General features: G+C 71.0%; 18 protein-coding genes and 1 tRNA gene. 5 read left to right on the forward strand and 14 right to left on the reverse strand.

From position 1 onward, the window contains the following. Positions 1 to 7: 7 nt before the first annotated feature. The 6 genes from RGI145_RS25725 to RGI145_RS05825 all read right to left on the reverse strand — a co-directional run bounded on the left by RGI145_RS25725 (position 8) and on the right by RGI145_RS05825 (position 4,220). Entirely contained in the window at positions 8 to 316 is a 309-nt protein-coding gene (locus RGI145_RS25725; protein ID WP_335740091.1) for an ABC transporter permease subunit, read from the reverse strand. Beyond that, positions 223 to 732, reverse strand: coding sequence for a hypothetical protein (locus RGI145_RS05805; RefSeq protein ID WP_237183217.1), 510 nt, complete (start codon positions 730 to 732; stop codon positions 223 to 225). Before RGI145_RS05805 ends, RGI145_RS25725 begins: the two co-directional genes overlap by 94 nt. Continuing rightward, positions 729 to 1,691 carry an ABC transporter ATP-binding protein gene (locus RGI145_RS05810; RefSeq protein ID WP_075797618.1) on the reverse strand — a complete coding sequence of 321 codons (963 nt, stop codon included), beginning with the start codon at positions 1,689 to 1,691 and terminating at the stop codon, positions 729 to 731. Before RGI145_RS05810 ends, RGI145_RS05805 begins: the two co-directional genes overlap by 4 nt. Next, a complete protein-coding gene (locus RGI145_RS05815; RefSeq protein ID WP_083670463.1) occupies positions 1,688 to 2,893 on the reverse strand; it encodes an ABC transporter permease in 1,206 nt (401 codons plus the stop codon). Before RGI145_RS05815 ends, RGI145_RS05810 begins: the two co-directional genes overlap by 4 nt. Beyond that, positions 2,894 to 3,841 carry a glycine betaine ABC transporter substrate-binding protein OsmF gene (gene osmF / locus RGI145_RS05820; RefSeq protein ID WP_075797619.1) on the reverse strand — a complete coding sequence of 316 codons (948 nt, stop codon included), beginning with the start codon at positions 3,839 to 3,841 and terminating at the stop codon, positions 2,894 to 2,896. Positions 3,842 to 4,134: 293 nt separating this feature from the next. Next, positions 4,135 to 4,220, reverse strand: a tRNA-Leu gene (locus RGI145_RS05825). Between the two features lie 201 nt (positions 4,221 to 4,421). Here RGI145_RS05825 and RGI145_RS05830 point away from each other — a divergent pair. The 3 genes from RGI145_RS05830 to RGI145_RS05840 all read left to right on the forward strand — a co-directional run bounded on the left by RGI145_RS05830 (position 4,422) and on the right by RGI145_RS05840 (position 8,551). Then, on the forward strand, positions 4,422 to 4,976 hold the full coding sequence (locus RGI145_RS05830) for a DUF2937 family protein (RefSeq protein ID WP_075797620.1): 555 nt from the start codon (positions 4,422 to 4,424) through the stop codon (positions 4,974 to 4,976). Positions 4,977 to 5,000: 24 nt separating this feature from the next. Next, positions 5,001 to 5,474, forward strand: coding sequence for a disulfide bond formation protein B (locus RGI145_RS05835; protein ID WP_075797621.1), 474 nt, complete (start codon positions 5,001 to 5,003; stop codon positions 5,472 to 5,474). Positions 5,475 to 5,857: 383 nt separating this feature from the next. After that, positions 5,858 to 8,551, forward strand: coding sequence for a carbohydrate-binding domain-containing protein (locus RGI145_RS05840; protein WP_075797622.1), 2,694 nt, complete (start codon positions 5,858 to 5,860; stop codon positions 8,549 to 8,551). Between the two features lie 70 nt (positions 8,552 to 8,621). Here the strand turns inward: RGI145_RS05840 and RGI145_RS05845 are convergent, their stop codons facing one another. Both RGI145_RS05845 and RGI145_RS05850 read right to left on the reverse strand, forming a co-directional pair. Further along, positions 8,622 to 9,182: an HNH endonuclease gene (locus RGI145_RS05845; protein WP_027279895.1), complete on the reverse strand. Its 561-nt coding sequence runs from the start codon at positions 9,180 to 9,182 to the stop codon at positions 8,622 to 8,624. A gap of 145 nt (positions 9,183 to 9,327) precedes the next feature. Further along, on the reverse strand, positions 9,328 to 10,032 hold the full coding sequence (locus tag RGI145_RS05850) for an alpha/beta hydrolase (protein WP_083670465.1): 705 nt from the start codon (positions 10,030 to 10,032) through the stop codon (positions 9,328 to 9,330). 165 nt (positions 10,033 to 10,197) lie between these two features. On the opposite strand from RGI145_RS05850, the gene gluQRS reads away from it, so the two are divergent. Then, positions 10,198 to 11,085 (forward strand): tRNA glutamyl-Q(34) synthetase GluQRS, encoded by an 888-nt coding sequence (gene gluQRS / locus RGI145_RS05855; protein WP_075797623.1) that lies wholly within the window; start codon positions 10,198 to 10,200, stop codon positions 11,083 to 11,085. A 33-nt stretch (positions 11,086 to 11,118) separates the two neighbouring features. Continuing rightward, positions 11,119 to 11,535 carry a metallopeptidase family protein gene (locus RGI145_RS05860; RefSeq protein ID WP_075797624.1) on the forward strand — a complete coding sequence of 139 codons (417 nt, stop codon included), beginning with the start codon at positions 11,119 to 11,121 and terminating at the stop codon, positions 11,533 to 11,535. A 64-nt stretch (positions 11,536 to 11,599) separates the two neighbouring features. On the opposite strand, the gene RGI145_RS05865 is transcribed toward RGI145_RS05860, so the two are convergent. The 6 genes from RGI145_RS05865 to RGI145_RS05890 form a co-directional block, all read right to left on the reverse strand. Beyond that, entirely contained in the window at positions 11,600 to 11,821 is a 222-nt protein-coding gene (locus RGI145_RS05865; protein ID WP_075797625.1) for a hypothetical protein, read from the reverse strand. Between the two features lie 87 nt (positions 11,822 to 11,908). Further along, entirely contained in the window at positions 11,909 to 12,943 is a 1,035-nt protein-coding gene (locus tag RGI145_RS05870; protein ID WP_156878445.1) for a hypothetical protein, read from the reverse strand. Continuing rightward, positions 12,940 to 13,539: a uracil-DNA glycosylase family protein gene (locus RGI145_RS05875; RefSeq protein WP_075797627.1), complete on the reverse strand. Its 600-nt coding sequence runs from the start codon at positions 13,537 to 13,539 to the stop codon at positions 12,940 to 12,942. Before RGI145_RS05875 ends, RGI145_RS05870 begins: the two co-directional genes overlap by 4 nt. After that, on the reverse strand, positions 13,506 to 14,228 hold the full coding sequence (locus RGI145_RS05880; RefSeq protein ID WP_237183219.1) for an NAD-dependent deacylase: 723 nt from the start codon (positions 14,226 to 14,228) through the stop codon (positions 13,506 to 13,508). The genes RGI145_RS05875 and RGI145_RS05880 overlap by 34 nt, the downstream gene beginning before the upstream one ends. Positions 14,229 to 14,283: 55 nt before the next feature. Then, positions 14,284 to 14,820, reverse strand: a complete 537-nt coding sequence (gene thpR / locus RGI145_RS05885) for an RNA 2',3'-cyclic phosphodiesterase (RefSeq protein WP_186373965.1) — start codon at positions 14,818 to 14,820, stop codon at positions 14,284 to 14,286. A 142-nt stretch (positions 14,821 to 14,962) separates the two neighbouring features. Next, positions 14,963 to 15,589 (reverse strand): arylesterase, encoded by a 627-nt coding sequence (locus RGI145_RS05890; RefSeq protein WP_075797628.1) that lies wholly within the window; start codon positions 15,587 to 15,589, stop codon positions 14,963 to 14,965. Between the last annotated feature and the right edge of the window lie 67 nt (positions 15,590 to 15,656).

Here is a 15,656-nt window from a genome sequence, read left to right on the forward strand (position 1 = left end):
GGGCAGGTCAGGCGCCGGGCCGAACCGGGGCGAGGAGGCGCAGGGCCCGGTCCGCCAGCAGGGCCAGCCAGGCGGTGAAGATGCCACCCTGCAGCACCCAGGCGGGATTGCCGTTCGACAGGCCGACCACGATGGGCGTGCCCAGGCAGCGCGCCCCGGCGACCGCCCCCACCGCCGCCGTGGCGATGGACAGCACCACCGCGACGCGCAGGCCGGACAGGATCACCGGCAGGGCCAGCGGAAGCTCGACCTGGAAAAGCTGCCGCGCCGGGCCCAGGCCGAGCCCCTGGGCGGCGTCACGCACCGGGCCGGGCACGGCGTCCAGCCCCCCGCCGCCGCACGCATCACCGGCAGGGCGGCGTAGAGCACCAGGGCCAGCAGGGTGGGCGCGGCGCCGAAGCCCAGCAGCGGCAGGGCCAGCGCGATCACCGCCACCGGCGGCACCGACTGGGCCAGGGAGAAGAGCGCGTCCAGCAGCGGCCGCAGCCGGCGCCCGGCGGGGCGGCTGGCCAGCACGCCCGCCGCCAGCCCCAGCGCGGTCGCCATCAGCGCCGCGCCCAGCGACAGGGCAAGGTGGCTGCCGAGCAGGACGAACCAGCTTTCCGAGGTCCAGACCGGCCGCGACACCTCCGGGAAGAGGCCGCCCCAGAGCGCGCCCAGATGCGGCGCGGCCAGCAGGGCCAGCAGGAACAGCGCCGCCTCGGCCATGAGGCGCGGCAGGCGGCGCCTCATGGCGGCGCCCGGTCGCCGGACATGACCGGGGACAGCAGGTCACCCAGATGCAGGATGCGCGGAGGGCCGGCTTCCTCCGCCTCCAGCACGAGGCGGTCCGTGCGCCGGTCCAGCATCAGCAGCAGGGCCTGCTTCAGCGTGGCATCCGCCGGCAGCAGGGGCAGGTCCCGCTCCCCGGGTTCCGCCGCGACACGCGCATGGCGGCGGGCGGGCTGGGTGGCGAGGCGGTGGAAGGCCAGCGCCTCCTCGCCCAGCAGCTCGCGCACCGCGCCATCCGCCTGCCGCTCCAGCACCTCGGCGGGGGTGCCGCTGGCCACCAGCTTCCCGTCCCGCAGCACGGCGAGCTGGTCGGCCAGGGTCAGAGCCTCCTCCACGTCATGCGTCACGAAGAGGATGGTCTTGCCGGTGCGGGCATGGATGGCCCGCATCTCCCGCTGCAGGCTGCGGCGGATGCTGGGGTCGAGGGCGGAGAAGGGCTCGTCCATCAGCAGCACCGGCGGGTCCGCCGCCAGGGCCCGGGCCAGCCCGACCCGCTGCGCCTGCCCGCCGGACAACTCGTGCGGCCAGCGTTCCGCGAAGCGCTCCGGGTCCAGCCCCACCAGTTGCAGCAGCTCCTCCACCCGCCGGGCGATCCGCGCCGCGTCCCAGCCCAGCAGCCGGGGCACGGTGGCGACGTTCTCCGCCACCCGCCAGTGCGGAAACAGCCCGACCGACTGGATCACATAGCCGATGCCCCGGCGCAGCGCTTCCGGATCGGCCTGGGCGACGTCGCGCCCGTCCAGCGTCACGCGCCCGCCATCCGGCCGCACCAGCCGGTTCACCATCCGCATCAGCGTGGACTTGCCGGAGCCCGATTCCCCCAGCAGCACGCAGAAGCGCCCGTTCCGGATCTCCAGGCTCACGGCATCCACGGCGCGGCGGGTGCCATAGGTCTTGGTGGCCCCCTCGAAGCGGATCACGACGCAGCCCCCTGGCGCCGGGCCAGCCAGGCCTGCACCGCCGCCAGCCCGGCATCCGCCGCCAGGGACAGCGCCACCACCGGCAGCACGCCGAGCAGGATCAGGTCCGTCGCCAACTGGCCGACACCCAAGAAGACCAGCCGCCCCAGCCCCCCGCCGCCGATCAGCGCGGCCAGGGTGGCGAGGCCGATCGCCTGGATCACCGCCGTCCGCACCCCGCCCAGCACGATCCCTGCGCCGAGCGGCAGCCGCACGCGCCAGAGGATCTGCGACGGGCCGAGCCCCTGGCCGGTGGCCGCATCCAGCACCGGGGCGGGGACGGCGCGCAGCCCGGACAGCAGCCCGGCCGCCAGGGGCAGCAGCAGGTAGCCGCCGATCGCCAGCACCGCTGGGGCGGGCCCGATCCCGCCGATGCCGAGACTGCGCAGCACGGGAAAGGCGGTGGCGAGAGCCGCCAGCGGCGCCATCAGCAGGCCGAACAGGGCGATGGAGGGCACCACCTGCAAGCCGTTGGCGAGGCCCATCAGCGCGGCCTCCAGCCTGGGCCGCCGCAGCGCCAGAACCGAGAGCGGGACCGCCACCAGCGCCGCCAGCAGCAGCGCGGCGGCAGCGATGAAGACATGTTCCACCAGGGCACCGCGCAGCTCGGCGCCCCGCGAGGCGGCCTCCCGCAGCAGGGACAGGGCATCGAGCGTGCCGCTGCCCACCAGCAGCACGAGGCCCAGGCCAAGGCCCAGCAGGAAGCGCCCCGGCGTGCCGCCGCGCCCGGCGGCGCAGCAACCGGCGGCCAGGGCGGACAGCAGCAGGCCGACCCAGACCCCGGCGGCGGGTGCCGCCCGGGCGACGGAGGAGGCGTCCCGCAGGGCTGCCGCCGCTCCCAGCCCCGTGGCCGCCAGCATGGCGAGTGCGGCCAGGGCTACCATCGCCTCGGCCCAGGGCAGCAGCGCCGCGCGCCGGGCAAGGATCGCGGCGCCCAGGGCGGAAAGCAGGAAGACCGCCACGGCCGCCCAGACGGATGGCGTCAGCGGCAGCGCCACCGGGCGTGGGGAAACCAGCCGGTTCGGCGCCACCGAGAGCCAACCCAGCAGGAAGGGCGAAAGGGCCGCCAGGGCCAGGAGGACGCCCGCTGCCAGGGCCTCGCGCGGGATCGGGGCTGCGGCCGCCCGGTCACGGAGCGCCGGCAGCGCCGCGCTGCGGGCCATTCAGCGCGCCGCGCCGAGACTGCGCAGATGCGCCTGCGCCACGTCGCGCGGGTTGGCACCCTCCACCACGACCTTGGCGTTCAGCGTCTGGAGCACCTCCAGGCTGAGGGAGTCGAAGACCGGCTTCAGCCAGTCGCCCATCTTCGGATGGGCGTCGAACACCGCCTGACGTACCACCGGCGCGGGGCGATAGACGATCTGCGCCCCCTTCGGGTCGGCCAGGACCTTCAGCTCCAGCGCCTGGATCGCGCCGTCGGTGCCATAGACCATGGCGGCGTTCACGCCGTTCAGCCGCTCCGCCGCGGCGCGCATCGTCACCGCCGTGTCGCCGCCGGCCAGGACCAGCAGCCGCCCGGGCGGCAGAGTGAAGCCATAGGCCTTCTGGAAGGCGGGCAGGGCGGCCGGGCTTTCCACGAATTCCGCCGAAGCGGCCAGCTTGAAGGCGCCATCGCCGCTCAGATGGCGGGCAAGGTCCTCCAGGCTTTCCAGCTTCGCGCTCTTCGCCAGATCCTGCCGCACGGCGATGGCCCAGGTGTTGTTGGCCGAGCCGGGCGTCAGCCAGACCAGCCTGTTGCGCTCCAGGTCCAGTGTCCGGACCTTCTCCGCCCCCGCCTGCGGATCGTGCCAGGCGGGATCGTCCTCCATCTGGAAGAAGAAGGCGCCGTTGCCCGTGTATTCGGGATAGACGTCCACCTCCCCGTTCAGGATGGCGGCGCGCAGGATGCGGGTCGGCCCCAGTTGCAGCTTGCGCTCGACCGCCACCCCCTGCGCCTCCAGCACCAGGGCGATCATCTGGCCGAGCAGGGCGCTTTCCGTATCCAGCTTCGACCCCACCACGACCGGCCGTCCGGAGGCGGCCTGCGCGCGGACGCGGCCGGGCAGGATGGCGGGCAGGGAAAGGGCAAGGCCAGCCAGGAGGATGGCGCGGCGGGAGAGGGCGGGGGTCATCCAGGGCTCCTCGCATCTCGCCCGGAGCCCCGGGCGGCATGGCGCACCCACGGCGGGAGGGCCGGGGACAGACGGTTACATAGCCCGCGGCCATGCCGGCGTAAGATGGCAGGAGCGCATCCGCCGCACACGCCTTAGCGATGACACCCTGCCGGATACGGTTGCGCGGAGCCTCATTTCCGGATGGACGCCCGGTTCAGGCCGGAGCCCGCGGCCTGGCGCACCTTCGGAAGGACTCGAACTCCGGTCTCCTTCGGGCTGCCGGATCGGGGACCGACGTCCGCTGCGAGGAATGGTAGGGGCGGCCGGACTCGAACCGGCAAGCCTGTGAAGGCAAACGATTTTGAGTCGTTCGTGTCTACCGTTCCACCACGCCCCCGAATGCCGAGAGGGCCCCTGAAGCGGCGTCGGCCACCTCGGAGGGCCCCCGTTGGCGGCGGGAGATTTAAGGGAAGCGGAGGCACAGTCAACCGCAACCGGAGCCGGGGAAGCGGCCGGTTCCCCACGGGTGTCCGCTCCTCCGCAACCACCGCCCGGGGCGGGTGCTTTCCAGCCTGTCCCGGCATGGAGGCGAGAGGGGATGGCGGGTTTCATCGGGCGCTGGCTTTCCGATTCGCTGCGGATCGGGTTGGCCCTGGTCCTGGGAGTGGCGGCGATGCAGGTCCCGGCACTGACGCATGCCTATGACACGGCCCTGCAGCAGGTGAGCGGGGACGCGCGGCGCGACATCGAGCAACGCAAGGAGAAGGCACGGCAGTTCTACGGGCTGGCGACCGGCACGGACGAGGGTGTCATCGCGGCCTTGCGGCAGGCCGAGCCGTCGAATGCCGAGGGGTTGGCCGTCTCGGTCGCCAAGGCGGAGACGTTGCGCCGGGCGCATGAGCGGATCGAGCGTGCGCCGCCGCTGCTGCAGCCGCTGGACGCGGCCTGGGACCTGATCAGCGAGCCCGATGCCGACAAGCGCGCCGTGCTGCGGACGGCGGTCGACACGCACGTGCCGCAAGTCATCCTCGGCAGCGCCGCCGCCACCTACGGGCTTTGCGGCCTGGTCCTGGGCCTGTTCCTGGCGCAGGCCCTGATCTCTCTGCCGGGCAGCCTCGCGCGGCGCAGGCGGCGGCGTCCCTTGCCCGCCTGACGGCGCGGACGCAGCGTGGCGGCCATGATTCGCCGCTCCTCCCTGTCGCTGGCCGTGCTCGCCGCCGCCGCGCCCCTGGCCGCCCTGGCGTCCGAAACCTTCCTGGGCCTCGCCCCCTGCGCCCTCTGCCTGTGGCAGCGCTGGCCCTACTGGGTGGCGGCGGTGCTGGCCCTGCTGGCCGCCTTCCTGCGATCGCGTGGCCTGCTGGCTCTGGCGGCCCTCGCCGTGCTGGTGTCGGGCGGCCTCGCCGTGCTGCATATCGGGGTGGAGCAGCAGTGGTGGCCGTCGCCCCTTCCATCTTGCCAGGCTCCCGCGGCCACGCTGGGGCTGAGCGTGGACGACATGCTGAAGGCCATGGCGGCCAAGCCCGACAAGCCCTGCGACGCGCCGACCTATGTGATCCCCGGACTGCCTGTCACCATTGCCCAGTTGAACCTGCTTTACGCGCTTCTGTTGGGCGGCTTCGGGCTTCGGCAGGCGCTGCGCCGCGACGCCTGACCGGCGCCGGTCCGGGGGCGGAGGGCACCGCCTTCGGGCCAAGGGAGCCGGCCTGAACCTGTCCGGCCGGCAATCTGGCCCGGCCGGAAATGGCCGGGCATCGAGCTTGGTGATGTCCATTTTTTGCGTGTGGACGACAATAATCCCCAAATGTGGGTGAATGACTTCCAATCGTAGCCATAAATAGAACAAATGAGGAACAAATCGTTACCAGGAACCCTCGAAACATGAATTTCACGAATTCCTGATTAATCCCTCTCGCATTTGTGTTTGTTGATGCTACCTAGGGTTGTAAGCGGATAAGGGATTGCACCTGGCAAGGGTGTCTGCCTCTGCCCCGCATGGAAGAATTTTGTCCTTAAATACAACCATGGGTTGCAAAGATGGCGAGCACGACGGCTTCCCGCGCCGGGGATTTCATCGATTCCCTTGGTGTCAACATCCACTCCCAGTTCTACGACACGCCCTACTACGACATCGATCAGGTGCTGGCCTCGCTCCAGTATCTGGGCATCGGCAGCGTGCGCGACGCCACGGGCTATGCCTCGCTGCAGCTCGACCGGCTGGCCTATCTCGGTGAGAACGGCATCAAGCTCGACATGATGGTGGGTGTTCAGGGCGACACCTACGCCAACCAGTTCGCCCTGGTGGAAAAGCTCGCGCCCTATCTGCGCAGCCTGGAAGGCCCGAACGAGGTCAACTACTGGGAGGCCACGCTGAACGGCGTGGGCGGCATCGCCGGCGCCCGGGCGGTGCAGAAGCTGATCGCCGACTATGTGAGCTCCAGCGCCGCGCTGAAGGACGTGCCGATCATCAACTTCAGCGTCGCGGCCTCGGATTCCGGCAGCTTCGCGGCCTATGGCGACAACTCGGCCAATGCCGATTACGGCAACGCGCATATCTACTACGGCGGCGGCGCGACCTCCTACTCCGTGCTCAGCACCTATGTGCCGATGGCCAACCAGATGAATCCGGGCCAGCAGATGGTCATCACGGAATCAGGTTATCCGACACAGACCTCCGGCGCGGGCAACCAGGGTGTGAGCGAGGCGGTCCAGGCCAAGTACACGCTGAACCTGCTGCTGGACACCTACAAGCTCGGCTATGCGGCGACCTATCTCTACGAACTCGTGGACTCCTTCCAGGACCCCACCGACACCAACCAGGAGGCGCATTACGGCCTCTTCAACTACGACTGGTCGGCCAAGCCCGTGGCGGTGGCCATCCACAACCTGACCACCATCCTGTCCGACACCGGCAGCACGGCGGAAAGCTTCACCACCGGTACGCTGGGCTACTCGGTCTCGGGCCTGCCCGCTACGGGCAACACACTGCTGCTGGAGAAGTCCTCCGGCACCTACGAGCTGGCGGTGTGGAACGAGCAGAAGCTCTGGGACAGCGCCACCCTCAGCGAGATCGCGGCCAAGAGCACCACGGTCACCGTGACCCTCGACCACACCTTCGGCACCGTGAAGGTCTATGACCCGCTGCTCGGCACCGACGCCCAGAGCATCTACTCGAACGTCAGCCAGCTCCAGATCAGCCTGACCGACCATCCGCTGGTCATCGAGATGGCGGATGCCAAGAGCGTCGCCATCTCGCCGGGTGGCACCACCAGCACGACCGACGCGCACACGATCACGCTGAAGCTGTCCGGAGACAGCTGGCAGGGCGATGCCCAGGTGAAGGTCTTCATCGACGGCGTGGCGATGAGCGACACGGTCACCGTGACCGCCCAGCACGGCAGTGGCCAGACCCAGGACCTGACGCTGAGCGGCCATTGGGATGCCGGCGCCCACACCATCTCGGTGCAGTTCCTGAACGACGCCTATGGCGGCACGGCCGGCACCGACCGGAACGCCTATGTCGACCAGATCCTCGTGGACGGCAACGAGTTGCTGACCAGCGCCTCCTGGCTGACCTACAACCGCACGATCGACTACGCCGTCTCCCTGACCGACCAGCTCGTGGCGGGCAAGACGCCGGTCACGATCAGCAGCGCGGTGAGCACCACCCTCGCCTCCACGGCGGACAACCTGGTGCTGACGGGCTCCGCCGCGCTCAAGGGTGTCGGCAACGCGCTGGACAACACGATCACCGCGAACGATGCGGGCAACAATCTTTATGGCAAGGACGGGGCGGATACGCTGAACGGCGGCGCCGGCAACGACTACCTCGATGGCGGCACCGGCGCGGATCACATGGCGGGCGGCCTGGGTAACGATATCTATGTGGTGGACAATGCCGGCGACGTGGTGACCGAGGCGGCCAATGGCGGCGACGACAGGGTCTATGCCTCGATCAGCTACACCCTGACCGACAATGTCGAGCGTCTGACCCTGAAGGCTGCCGGCCTGACCGGCACCGGCAACGCCCAGGACAATATCCTCTACGGCAGCGACGGTGCCGATACGCTGAAGGGCATGGCGGGCAATGACACGCTCTACGGCAATGCCGGCAACGACACGCTGGAGGGCGGCGACGGCAACGACACCCTGAATGGCGGCACCGGCGCGGACCGCATGACCGGCGGTGCGGGCAACGATGCCTATATCGTGGACAATGCCGGCGACGTGGTAGTTGAGGCGGCCAATGGCGGCGACGACCGGGTCTATGCTTCGATCAGCTACACCTTGACCGACAATGTCGAGCGACTGAGCCTGACGGTCTCCGGCCTGACCGGCACCGGTAACGCCCTCGACAACATTCTTTACGGCAGCGACGGCAAGGACGTGCTGAAGGGCATGGCGGGCAACGACACCCTCTATGGCTATGCCGGCAACGACACGCTGATCGGCGGAGCAGGCAATGACGTGCTCTTGGGCGGCGCCGGGGCCGACACCTTCCTCTTCCTGAAGAGCGACGGTGCCGGCCGCGACACGGTCGTGGACTTCAGCCATGCCGAGGGCGACGTCATCAAGCTGCAGGGCTTCGGCGTCGATAGCTGGGCCGAGGCCCATGCCGCGATGAAGCAGTCCGGCACCAATGTCATCATGACCCTCGATGGCGGGGAGGTCATCACCTTCAAGAACATGACCGTCGCCGGCTTCCACGCCAGCGACTTCCTGTTCGGCTGAGGATCGGTCCGCCGGTCCCGCGAGGCGCCCGTCCCATGGCCGGGCGCCTCATGCTGAGCGGACTGGCCCGTCAGCTCTCCAGCTCGCTGTCCCAGTACAGGTAGTCGCGCCAGCTCTGGTGGAGATAGTTCGGCGGAAAGGCCCGCCCATTGTCCTGCAATTCCCAGGAGGTGGGCTGGCGCGGCGCCACGCGCGGGATCATCTGGCAATCCCGGGGCAGGCGCGAGCCTTTGCGCAGGTTGCAGGGGCCGCAGGCGGTCACGACATTCTCCCAGGTCGTCCGCCCGCCGCGGGAGCGGGGGATCACATGATCGAAGGTCAGTTCCGGCGTGGGAAACCCGTCGCCGCAATACTGGCAGGAGAAGTGATCGCGCAGGAACACGTTGAAGCGCGTGAAGGCCGGCTTGCGCGCCGAGGGGATGTACTCCCGCAGTGCGATGACGCTCGGCAGCTTCATGGTGAGAGTCGGAGACCGCACCTCGTGCTCGTATTCGCTGAGCACGGAGACACGGTCCAGGAACACGGCCTTCACCGCATCCTGCCAGGACCAGAGCGACAACGGATAATAGGACAGCGGCCGAAAATCCGCGTTCAGCACCAGCGCTGGGAAAGTGTGACCACCGTCAGGCAAGTGTGGCTCCCCATCCCGGAGGGACGGGGCCACCAGCGCTGGGGCCTGTCCGGACGATCAGGCCCCAGATGAAGTGGCGCCGTCCGATGTGTGTGGCTGGTTTGCCATGCAGTGGGCCGGGCCGCAACAGCTTGTGCCGCAAAGGTCACGAAGGCTTCATGCAGCGCCGCAGGAAGGCCGCGCCCGCCATCATGCCATCCGGCGAGATGGTGTGGTCCACGCCCGGCTCGAACCGGGAATCCACCGGCACGCCGAGCTGCCGCAGCCGGAGTGCGGCACGGCGGGATGCCTCGGCGGGGACCACGGGGTCGGCCTCGCCATGCACCAGCAGGACCGGCGGGGGAGGGTGCACCAGCGCGTGCTCCAGCCCCTCCGGGTCCAGCAGCGCCCCCGCATAGGCGAGGATCGCGGCGGGCGGGCGGGGCAGGCGAAGCCCCGTATGGAGCGCCATCATGGCGCCCTGGGAAAAGCCGAGCAGCACCAGATCACCGTGATCCAGTCCCAGCCTTTCCAGCCAGAAGGCGATCCGGCGCGCCAGGAGCGGGGCGGCCGTCTGGATGGCGGGCACCAGCACGGCAGGGCGCCGGTCACCCAGGGAGAACCATTGCCGGCCGAAAGGCGCGCCGTCATAGGGTTCCGGTGCATCCGGCGCCAGGAAGAGCGCGTCCGGCAGGACCCCGCCCAGGGCGGGGGCGAAGGGCAGCAGATCGTCGCCCCGGGCGCCGACACCGTGCAGCAGCACCACCAGATGCCGGGGCGCCCGGCCCGAAGGCGGGCCCCAGCTCCGCACCACCGTGCCCTGCCCAGGCTCCGGCCCGTCCGGCAGGGTGTTGGAACTCTCCTGCGCCATTGCGCCTTCTCCTTCCTCGCTTTCCCTGGACGGAAAGCGGCGATAGAGCCTGCCCCGCCTGCCAGGCGTTCAGGATCCTCCGATGCCCCGCGAACCTCATCCCGCCGTATCGGACCAAGGCATCGCCGTCTCCGCGGCCGGAGCGCATCGCGTCGGAGCGGCGCCGTGACGGCGGAGGCGGTCACGCGCTTCGCACCGAGTCCGACGGGCTACCTGCATCTCGGCCATGTGCGCTCGGCCCTGCAAGGCTGGCGCGCGGCGCGGCAGGCGGGCGGGCGCTTCCTGCTTCGCATCGAGGATATCGACCCGACACGCTGCCGCCCCGAATACCGCGCGGCGATCGAGGAGGACTTGCGGGCGCTCGGGATGGACTGGGACGGTCCGGTGCGGGTGCAGTCCGGGCACCTGCCGGAATACCGCCGGGTCCTGGCCAGCCTGGCGCGGCGCGGCCTGCTCTACCCCTGCTTCTGCACCCGCGCCGAGATCGCGCGCGAGATCGCCCGCAGCGGCGCGGCCCCGCATCCGGGGGAAGCCGGACCGGAGGGGCCCGTCTATCCCGGCACCTGCCGCCGCCTGGACCCGGCGGAACGCGCCGGCCGCCTGTCGGCCGGGGAGCCGCACGCGCTGCGGCTGGACATGGCAGCCGCCCTCGCCACCCTGGATGGCCCGCTTTCCTACGAGGAACAGGGGCATGGCCGGGTCCGCTGCGAGCCGGCCCGCTTCGGCGACGTGGTGCTGGCGCGCAAGGATGCCCCGGCCTCCTACCACCTCTGCGTCACGCATGACGACGCGCTCCAGGGCGTGACGCTGGTGACGCGGGGCGAGGACCTGCGGGCCGCCACCGACATCCACCGTCTGCTGCAGGCGCTGATGGGCTGGCCGGAACCTCGCTACGCCCACCATCCGCTGCTGCTCGGGCCGGACGGGAAGCGTCTGGCGAAGCGAGACGGCGCGAAGCCGGTGCGGGAACTCCTGCGGGACGGGCTTTCCCCCGGGGAGATCCTGGCCCTGGCGGAAGGGGCCGCGACGGGCGGGACGGCACCCCCTGCTTGACGGGGCAGGGGGAAATATGCGCCCCCTCCGCGCATGGTTCCGCACCACACCACCCCGCCCTCGGCCGAGGACATCGCCAGCCTGGCCGAAACCGCCCTCTGCGCGTTGCCGGAGGAGTTGCGCATCTCCGTGCGCAACCTCGCCATCGCCGTGGAGGAGGTTCCCGACGAGGAGACCCTGGAGGAGATGGGGCTGGAGCATCCCTGGGAACTGACCGGCCTCTACCGTGGCGTGCCGCTGACGGAACGCTCCGCCAGCGACCTGCCGCGGGAACCCGACATGATCACGCTGTACCGGGAGCCGATCCTCGTGGAATGGGTGGAGACCGGCGGGGATCTTTTCCGGCTGGTGCGGAACGTCATCATCCACGAGGTCGGCCACCATTTCGGCTTCTCGGACGAGGAGATCGCCCGGCTGGAAGGCGAGGGGGACGAGGCCACGCCGGGCTGAGGCCGCTCCACCCCCTCGGGCAGGGCACGAGGCTGCCTGCGCGGCCCCGCCCCTTACCCTGTCCTCAGACGGGCTTCTCCGGCGAGCGCCCCGGCTCGTCCCGATGAGGGTCGGCCCCTTCCTTGCCGGTGCCGTAATCCTCGTCCGTCCGTTCCTGCTTCTGCCGGTCGGACTGGTCCTGTCCCTCGTTCGGCAGATTAGGGTCGTCGCCCCAGCTCCGCTCGTTCTGGCGCCGGGCGTGCTCCCAGTCCTCGCTCTGATCGACCGGCTTCTTCGGGTTGTTCATGACTCGTCTCCCTGGCGATATGCCTTCCGGTAACGCGGCAGTGGGGATTTGGCTCCCTCGCCGTGCCGTGCCGGGGTGGTTCCGGGGTCAGGGGAGCGGCCAGGGCGCCACGCGGCCACCCTGCCGGGAGAAGTTGGTCCATGTCCGGCAATCCACCAGCGCCCAGCCGGGGCCCGGGCTGTCCGAGAAGGGAACCGGCCCGCAGCGGCCGGTGCGCGCGAACCACCGGCCCCGTTCCGCCGTGTCGGGCAGGAAGGCGCCGTTGTTCCAGCGCTCCCACCGCACCATGCCGAGATCGCGGGCGAACCAGAAGCGTTCCAGATGATCGGAGGCGGCGATCTCCGTCCGGGCATAATGCTCGGAGACGATGGCCTCCACCGGCAGGCTCCCGGGCGTGGGGTCGTCGTGCCAGCGCATCGGCAGGGCGATCCGCGCCCGCCGCCAGCGGGTCAGGGCTTGGCCGAAATCGCGCGGGCAGGCATCGGGCGCGGAGGCGATGTTGATCGGCGCGATCCGCTCGGCCCAGCGGCCCTCGGGAACCTCGCCGGCGAAGGCCAGCCAGGCCGGCGCGGGGGGCTCGCCCGGGCGGCAGTCGGGGGAAAGGAACCATTGCAGCACGCCGGGCCGCCCGCCGTCCTGCGTGACCACGAAGCTCGCCTCCACCCCGCCGGGGCCCGGGCGGAGCAAGGCGGCCTGTCCGCCCTCGTCGGGCTCGAAGCGGCCGAACTCATGGCCCTGGAAGCCGCCGCCGATGTCGAAGGTCTGGATGATGGCGGGACGGCCCAGCAGCCGCCCGACCACGGCATCGGAGGCCATGTAGCCCTGGGGCCGGGCCACGGCGGCGGCGCTGTCGGGATAGTCGGTCTTGCGCCAGGGCAGCACCTCGTCGATCCGGGCCGGGCGGCGGCGGTCGCAGCCGGGCTCGAAGGGCAGGCGGCCGGGCACGGGACGTCCGGCATCGTCCAGGCAGACGGACTGCGCCAGGAAGGCCGTGGCCTCCGCCTCGCCCGGCCCGTCGCCGCCACTCTCCCGGGCGTCCGTGGCTCCGGCGGAAAGCGCCAGCAGCATGGCCAGCAGAATTCCTCGGAGGCGTGGGCCGGGCCGGGCCAGGGCGGCGCTCACCCCGCCAGCACCTCCCGCACCACCTGCCGCAGACGGGGGATGACCTCGGCCTCGAACCAGGGATTCTTCGCCGCCCAGGCCAGGGTGCGCCAGGAGGGATGGGGCAGGGGAAAGTGCCGGGGCAGGAACTCCTCATGCCGCCGCACCCGATCCGCCAGGCTGCCCGGCCCGAGCACGAGGCGCTGGGCGTAGCTGCCCACCAGCAGCCGGCAGCGGACCTCCGGCATCAGCGGCAGCAGGCGCGGATGCCAGAGCGGCGCGCATTCCGGCCGGGGCGGGGCATCGCCACCGCGCGGCAGGCGGCCGGGATAGCAGAAGCCCGTGGGCAGGATGGCGACGCGATCCGGATCGTAGAAGATCGCCTCGTCCAGCCCCAGCCAGTCGCGCAGCCGGATGCCCGAGGCATCCTGGAAGGGAATGCCGGACAGATGCGCCTTGGTGCCCGGGGCCTGGGAGGTGATCAGCAGACGCGCCCGCGTGCCCACCTGCAGGATCGGGCGTGGCCCCAGCGGCAGAACCGGGGCGCAGAGGGTGCAGGCGCGGGCCTGGGCCTCCACCCGTTTCAGGCCCAACGGGCCAGGACCTCCGACACCCATTCCGGCACCAGCCGCGTGGCCGGGCCGTGCCGGGCCTCGTCGAAGAGATGCGATCCGGCGGAAGGCTCCAGGTTCAGCTCCAGCGTGTCGGCGCGGTCCCGCACCCCGGCCACGAAGCCCGCCGCCGGATAGACGCTGCCGGAGGTGCCGATGGAGACGAAGAGGTCGCAGCCCTCCAGCGCCGCCTCGATCCGCGCCATGTGCAGCGGCATCTCGCCGAACCAGACCACGTTCGGCCGCATCCCGCCCGCCTGGGTGCAGGCGGGGCAGGCCGTGTCCGTGGAAAGATCATCCTCCCAGGGGGTGACCGCGCCGCAGCGGGTGCAGCGTGCCTCGCGCAGCGCGCCATGCATCTGCACGACGCGGCGGGAACCGGCCCGCCCATGCAGCCCGTCCACGTTCTGGGTGACCAGCAGGAAATCCCCAGGCCAGCGCGCGTCCAGCTCCGCCAGCGCGCGGTGCGCGGCATTGGGCTCGACCTCGCGCAGCCGGGCGCGGCGGGAATTGTAGAAGGCATGCACCCAGGCGGGGTCGCGGGCGAAGGCGGCGGGCTGGGCCACCTGCTCCAGCGGCACCTTGGCCCAGGTCCCGTCCCGGTCGCGATAGGTGGACAGGCCGGATTCCCGGCTGATCCCGGCACCGGTGAGGACGACGATCTTCGGCGGGGAAGCCATGCCCTTTTGGGACATGGCACCCCGCCGCCCGTCAAGCGGCCCGGCGGTCACGCTGCGGTGGGCGGGCCACTCAGGCCAGGGCGTACTCCACCTCCGGCGTATAGACCGAGTGCTCCTTGCCGAGCAGCGAGGAGAAGAGCGTGAACTGCTCCATCCGCACCGGCGGCGCGCGGAACAGGTTGTGCGCCTGGACATAGGAGACGAGCTTCGGCACCTCGGCCCGGTCCACCCGCGCCAGGGTGATGTGCGGCGCGAAGCGGCGGCGCTCCGGTTCCAGCCCCACGCGCTGCAGGGCGGTCTCCACCTTGGCCTGGAGATGCGACAGCGCCTCGGTACGCTCCACCCCGACCCAGAGGCTCTGGATCCGCCCCGCCTTCTCGAAGGTGCCGACGCCGCAGAGCGAGAGGTCGAAGGGGCGGGCACGGATGGCGGCGAGCGCCTCGTCCACCTCCTCGGCCCGCCAGCGCTCGATGGCCCCGATGAAGCGCAGGGTCAGGTGGTAGTTGTCGGGCGGCACCCATTTCGCCCCAGGGATGCCGCCGACAAGGCCGGCAAGCTGGTCGCGCAGCAATTCGGGCAGGGCGAGAGCCACAAACAGTCGCAACATCGGATCGGAAAGCCCCCATGGCGTCGTGACGGTGGTCGTGCGGGGGACTCGGCGGCCCCGCGGCTCTGGTGCGTCGGTCTTGGCTCCTGGCTGCCCGGTCCTCCCTCCTCCTTCTTCCCCCGGCTTCCCCTCGGCTGCCGCGTCAGCTCCCGCCGGAGGCCCCGGCGGGAAGGCGGGCGATCAGCTCCTCCACCGCGGGCCGCATCCGCTCCACCATCACCTTCACCCCCTGCGGGTTCGGATGGATGCGGTCGGCCTGGTTCAGCGCCAGATCCCCGGCCACGCCATCCAGCAGGAAGGGGTAGAACACCGCCTCTGGATGCGCCTTGGCCAGCCGCGCGAAGGCGCCGGAGAAGTCCCGCCCGTAATCGGCGCCGAGATTGGGCGGCGCCAGCATTCCCGCCAGCAGGGCCGGGATCTTCCGCGCCTTCAGCGTGTCCAGGATGGCGCCCAGATTGGCCTCGGTATCCCGCGGCTCGATCCCGCGCAGGCCGTCATTGCCGCCGAGCGCCACAATCACCGCATCCGGCGAATCGGCCAGCGCCCAGTCGAGGCGGGACCGCCCCCCGGCGGTGGTGTCGCCGGACACCCCGGCATCGGTCACCTGCACCGGACGGTCGGGCCGTGACAGCGCCGCCTGGAGCTGCGCGGGCAGCCCATCCTCCCGCGACAGCCCATAGGCGGCGGTGATGGAATCGCCCAACATCAACAACTTGACCGGCTTCGCCACCGCCCGGGCCGGCCGGGCGACCAGGAGCGGCAGCGTCATGGGCGCGGCCAGACACAAAGCGAAACGGGAAAGCCCCCTGTGCAGCGCAGCGCGCCGGGACAATCTC

Source organism: Roseomonas gilardii, assembly GCF_001941945.1.
Lineage (GTDB): Bacteria > Pseudomonadota > Alphaproteobacteria > Acetobacterales > Acetobacteraceae > Roseomonas.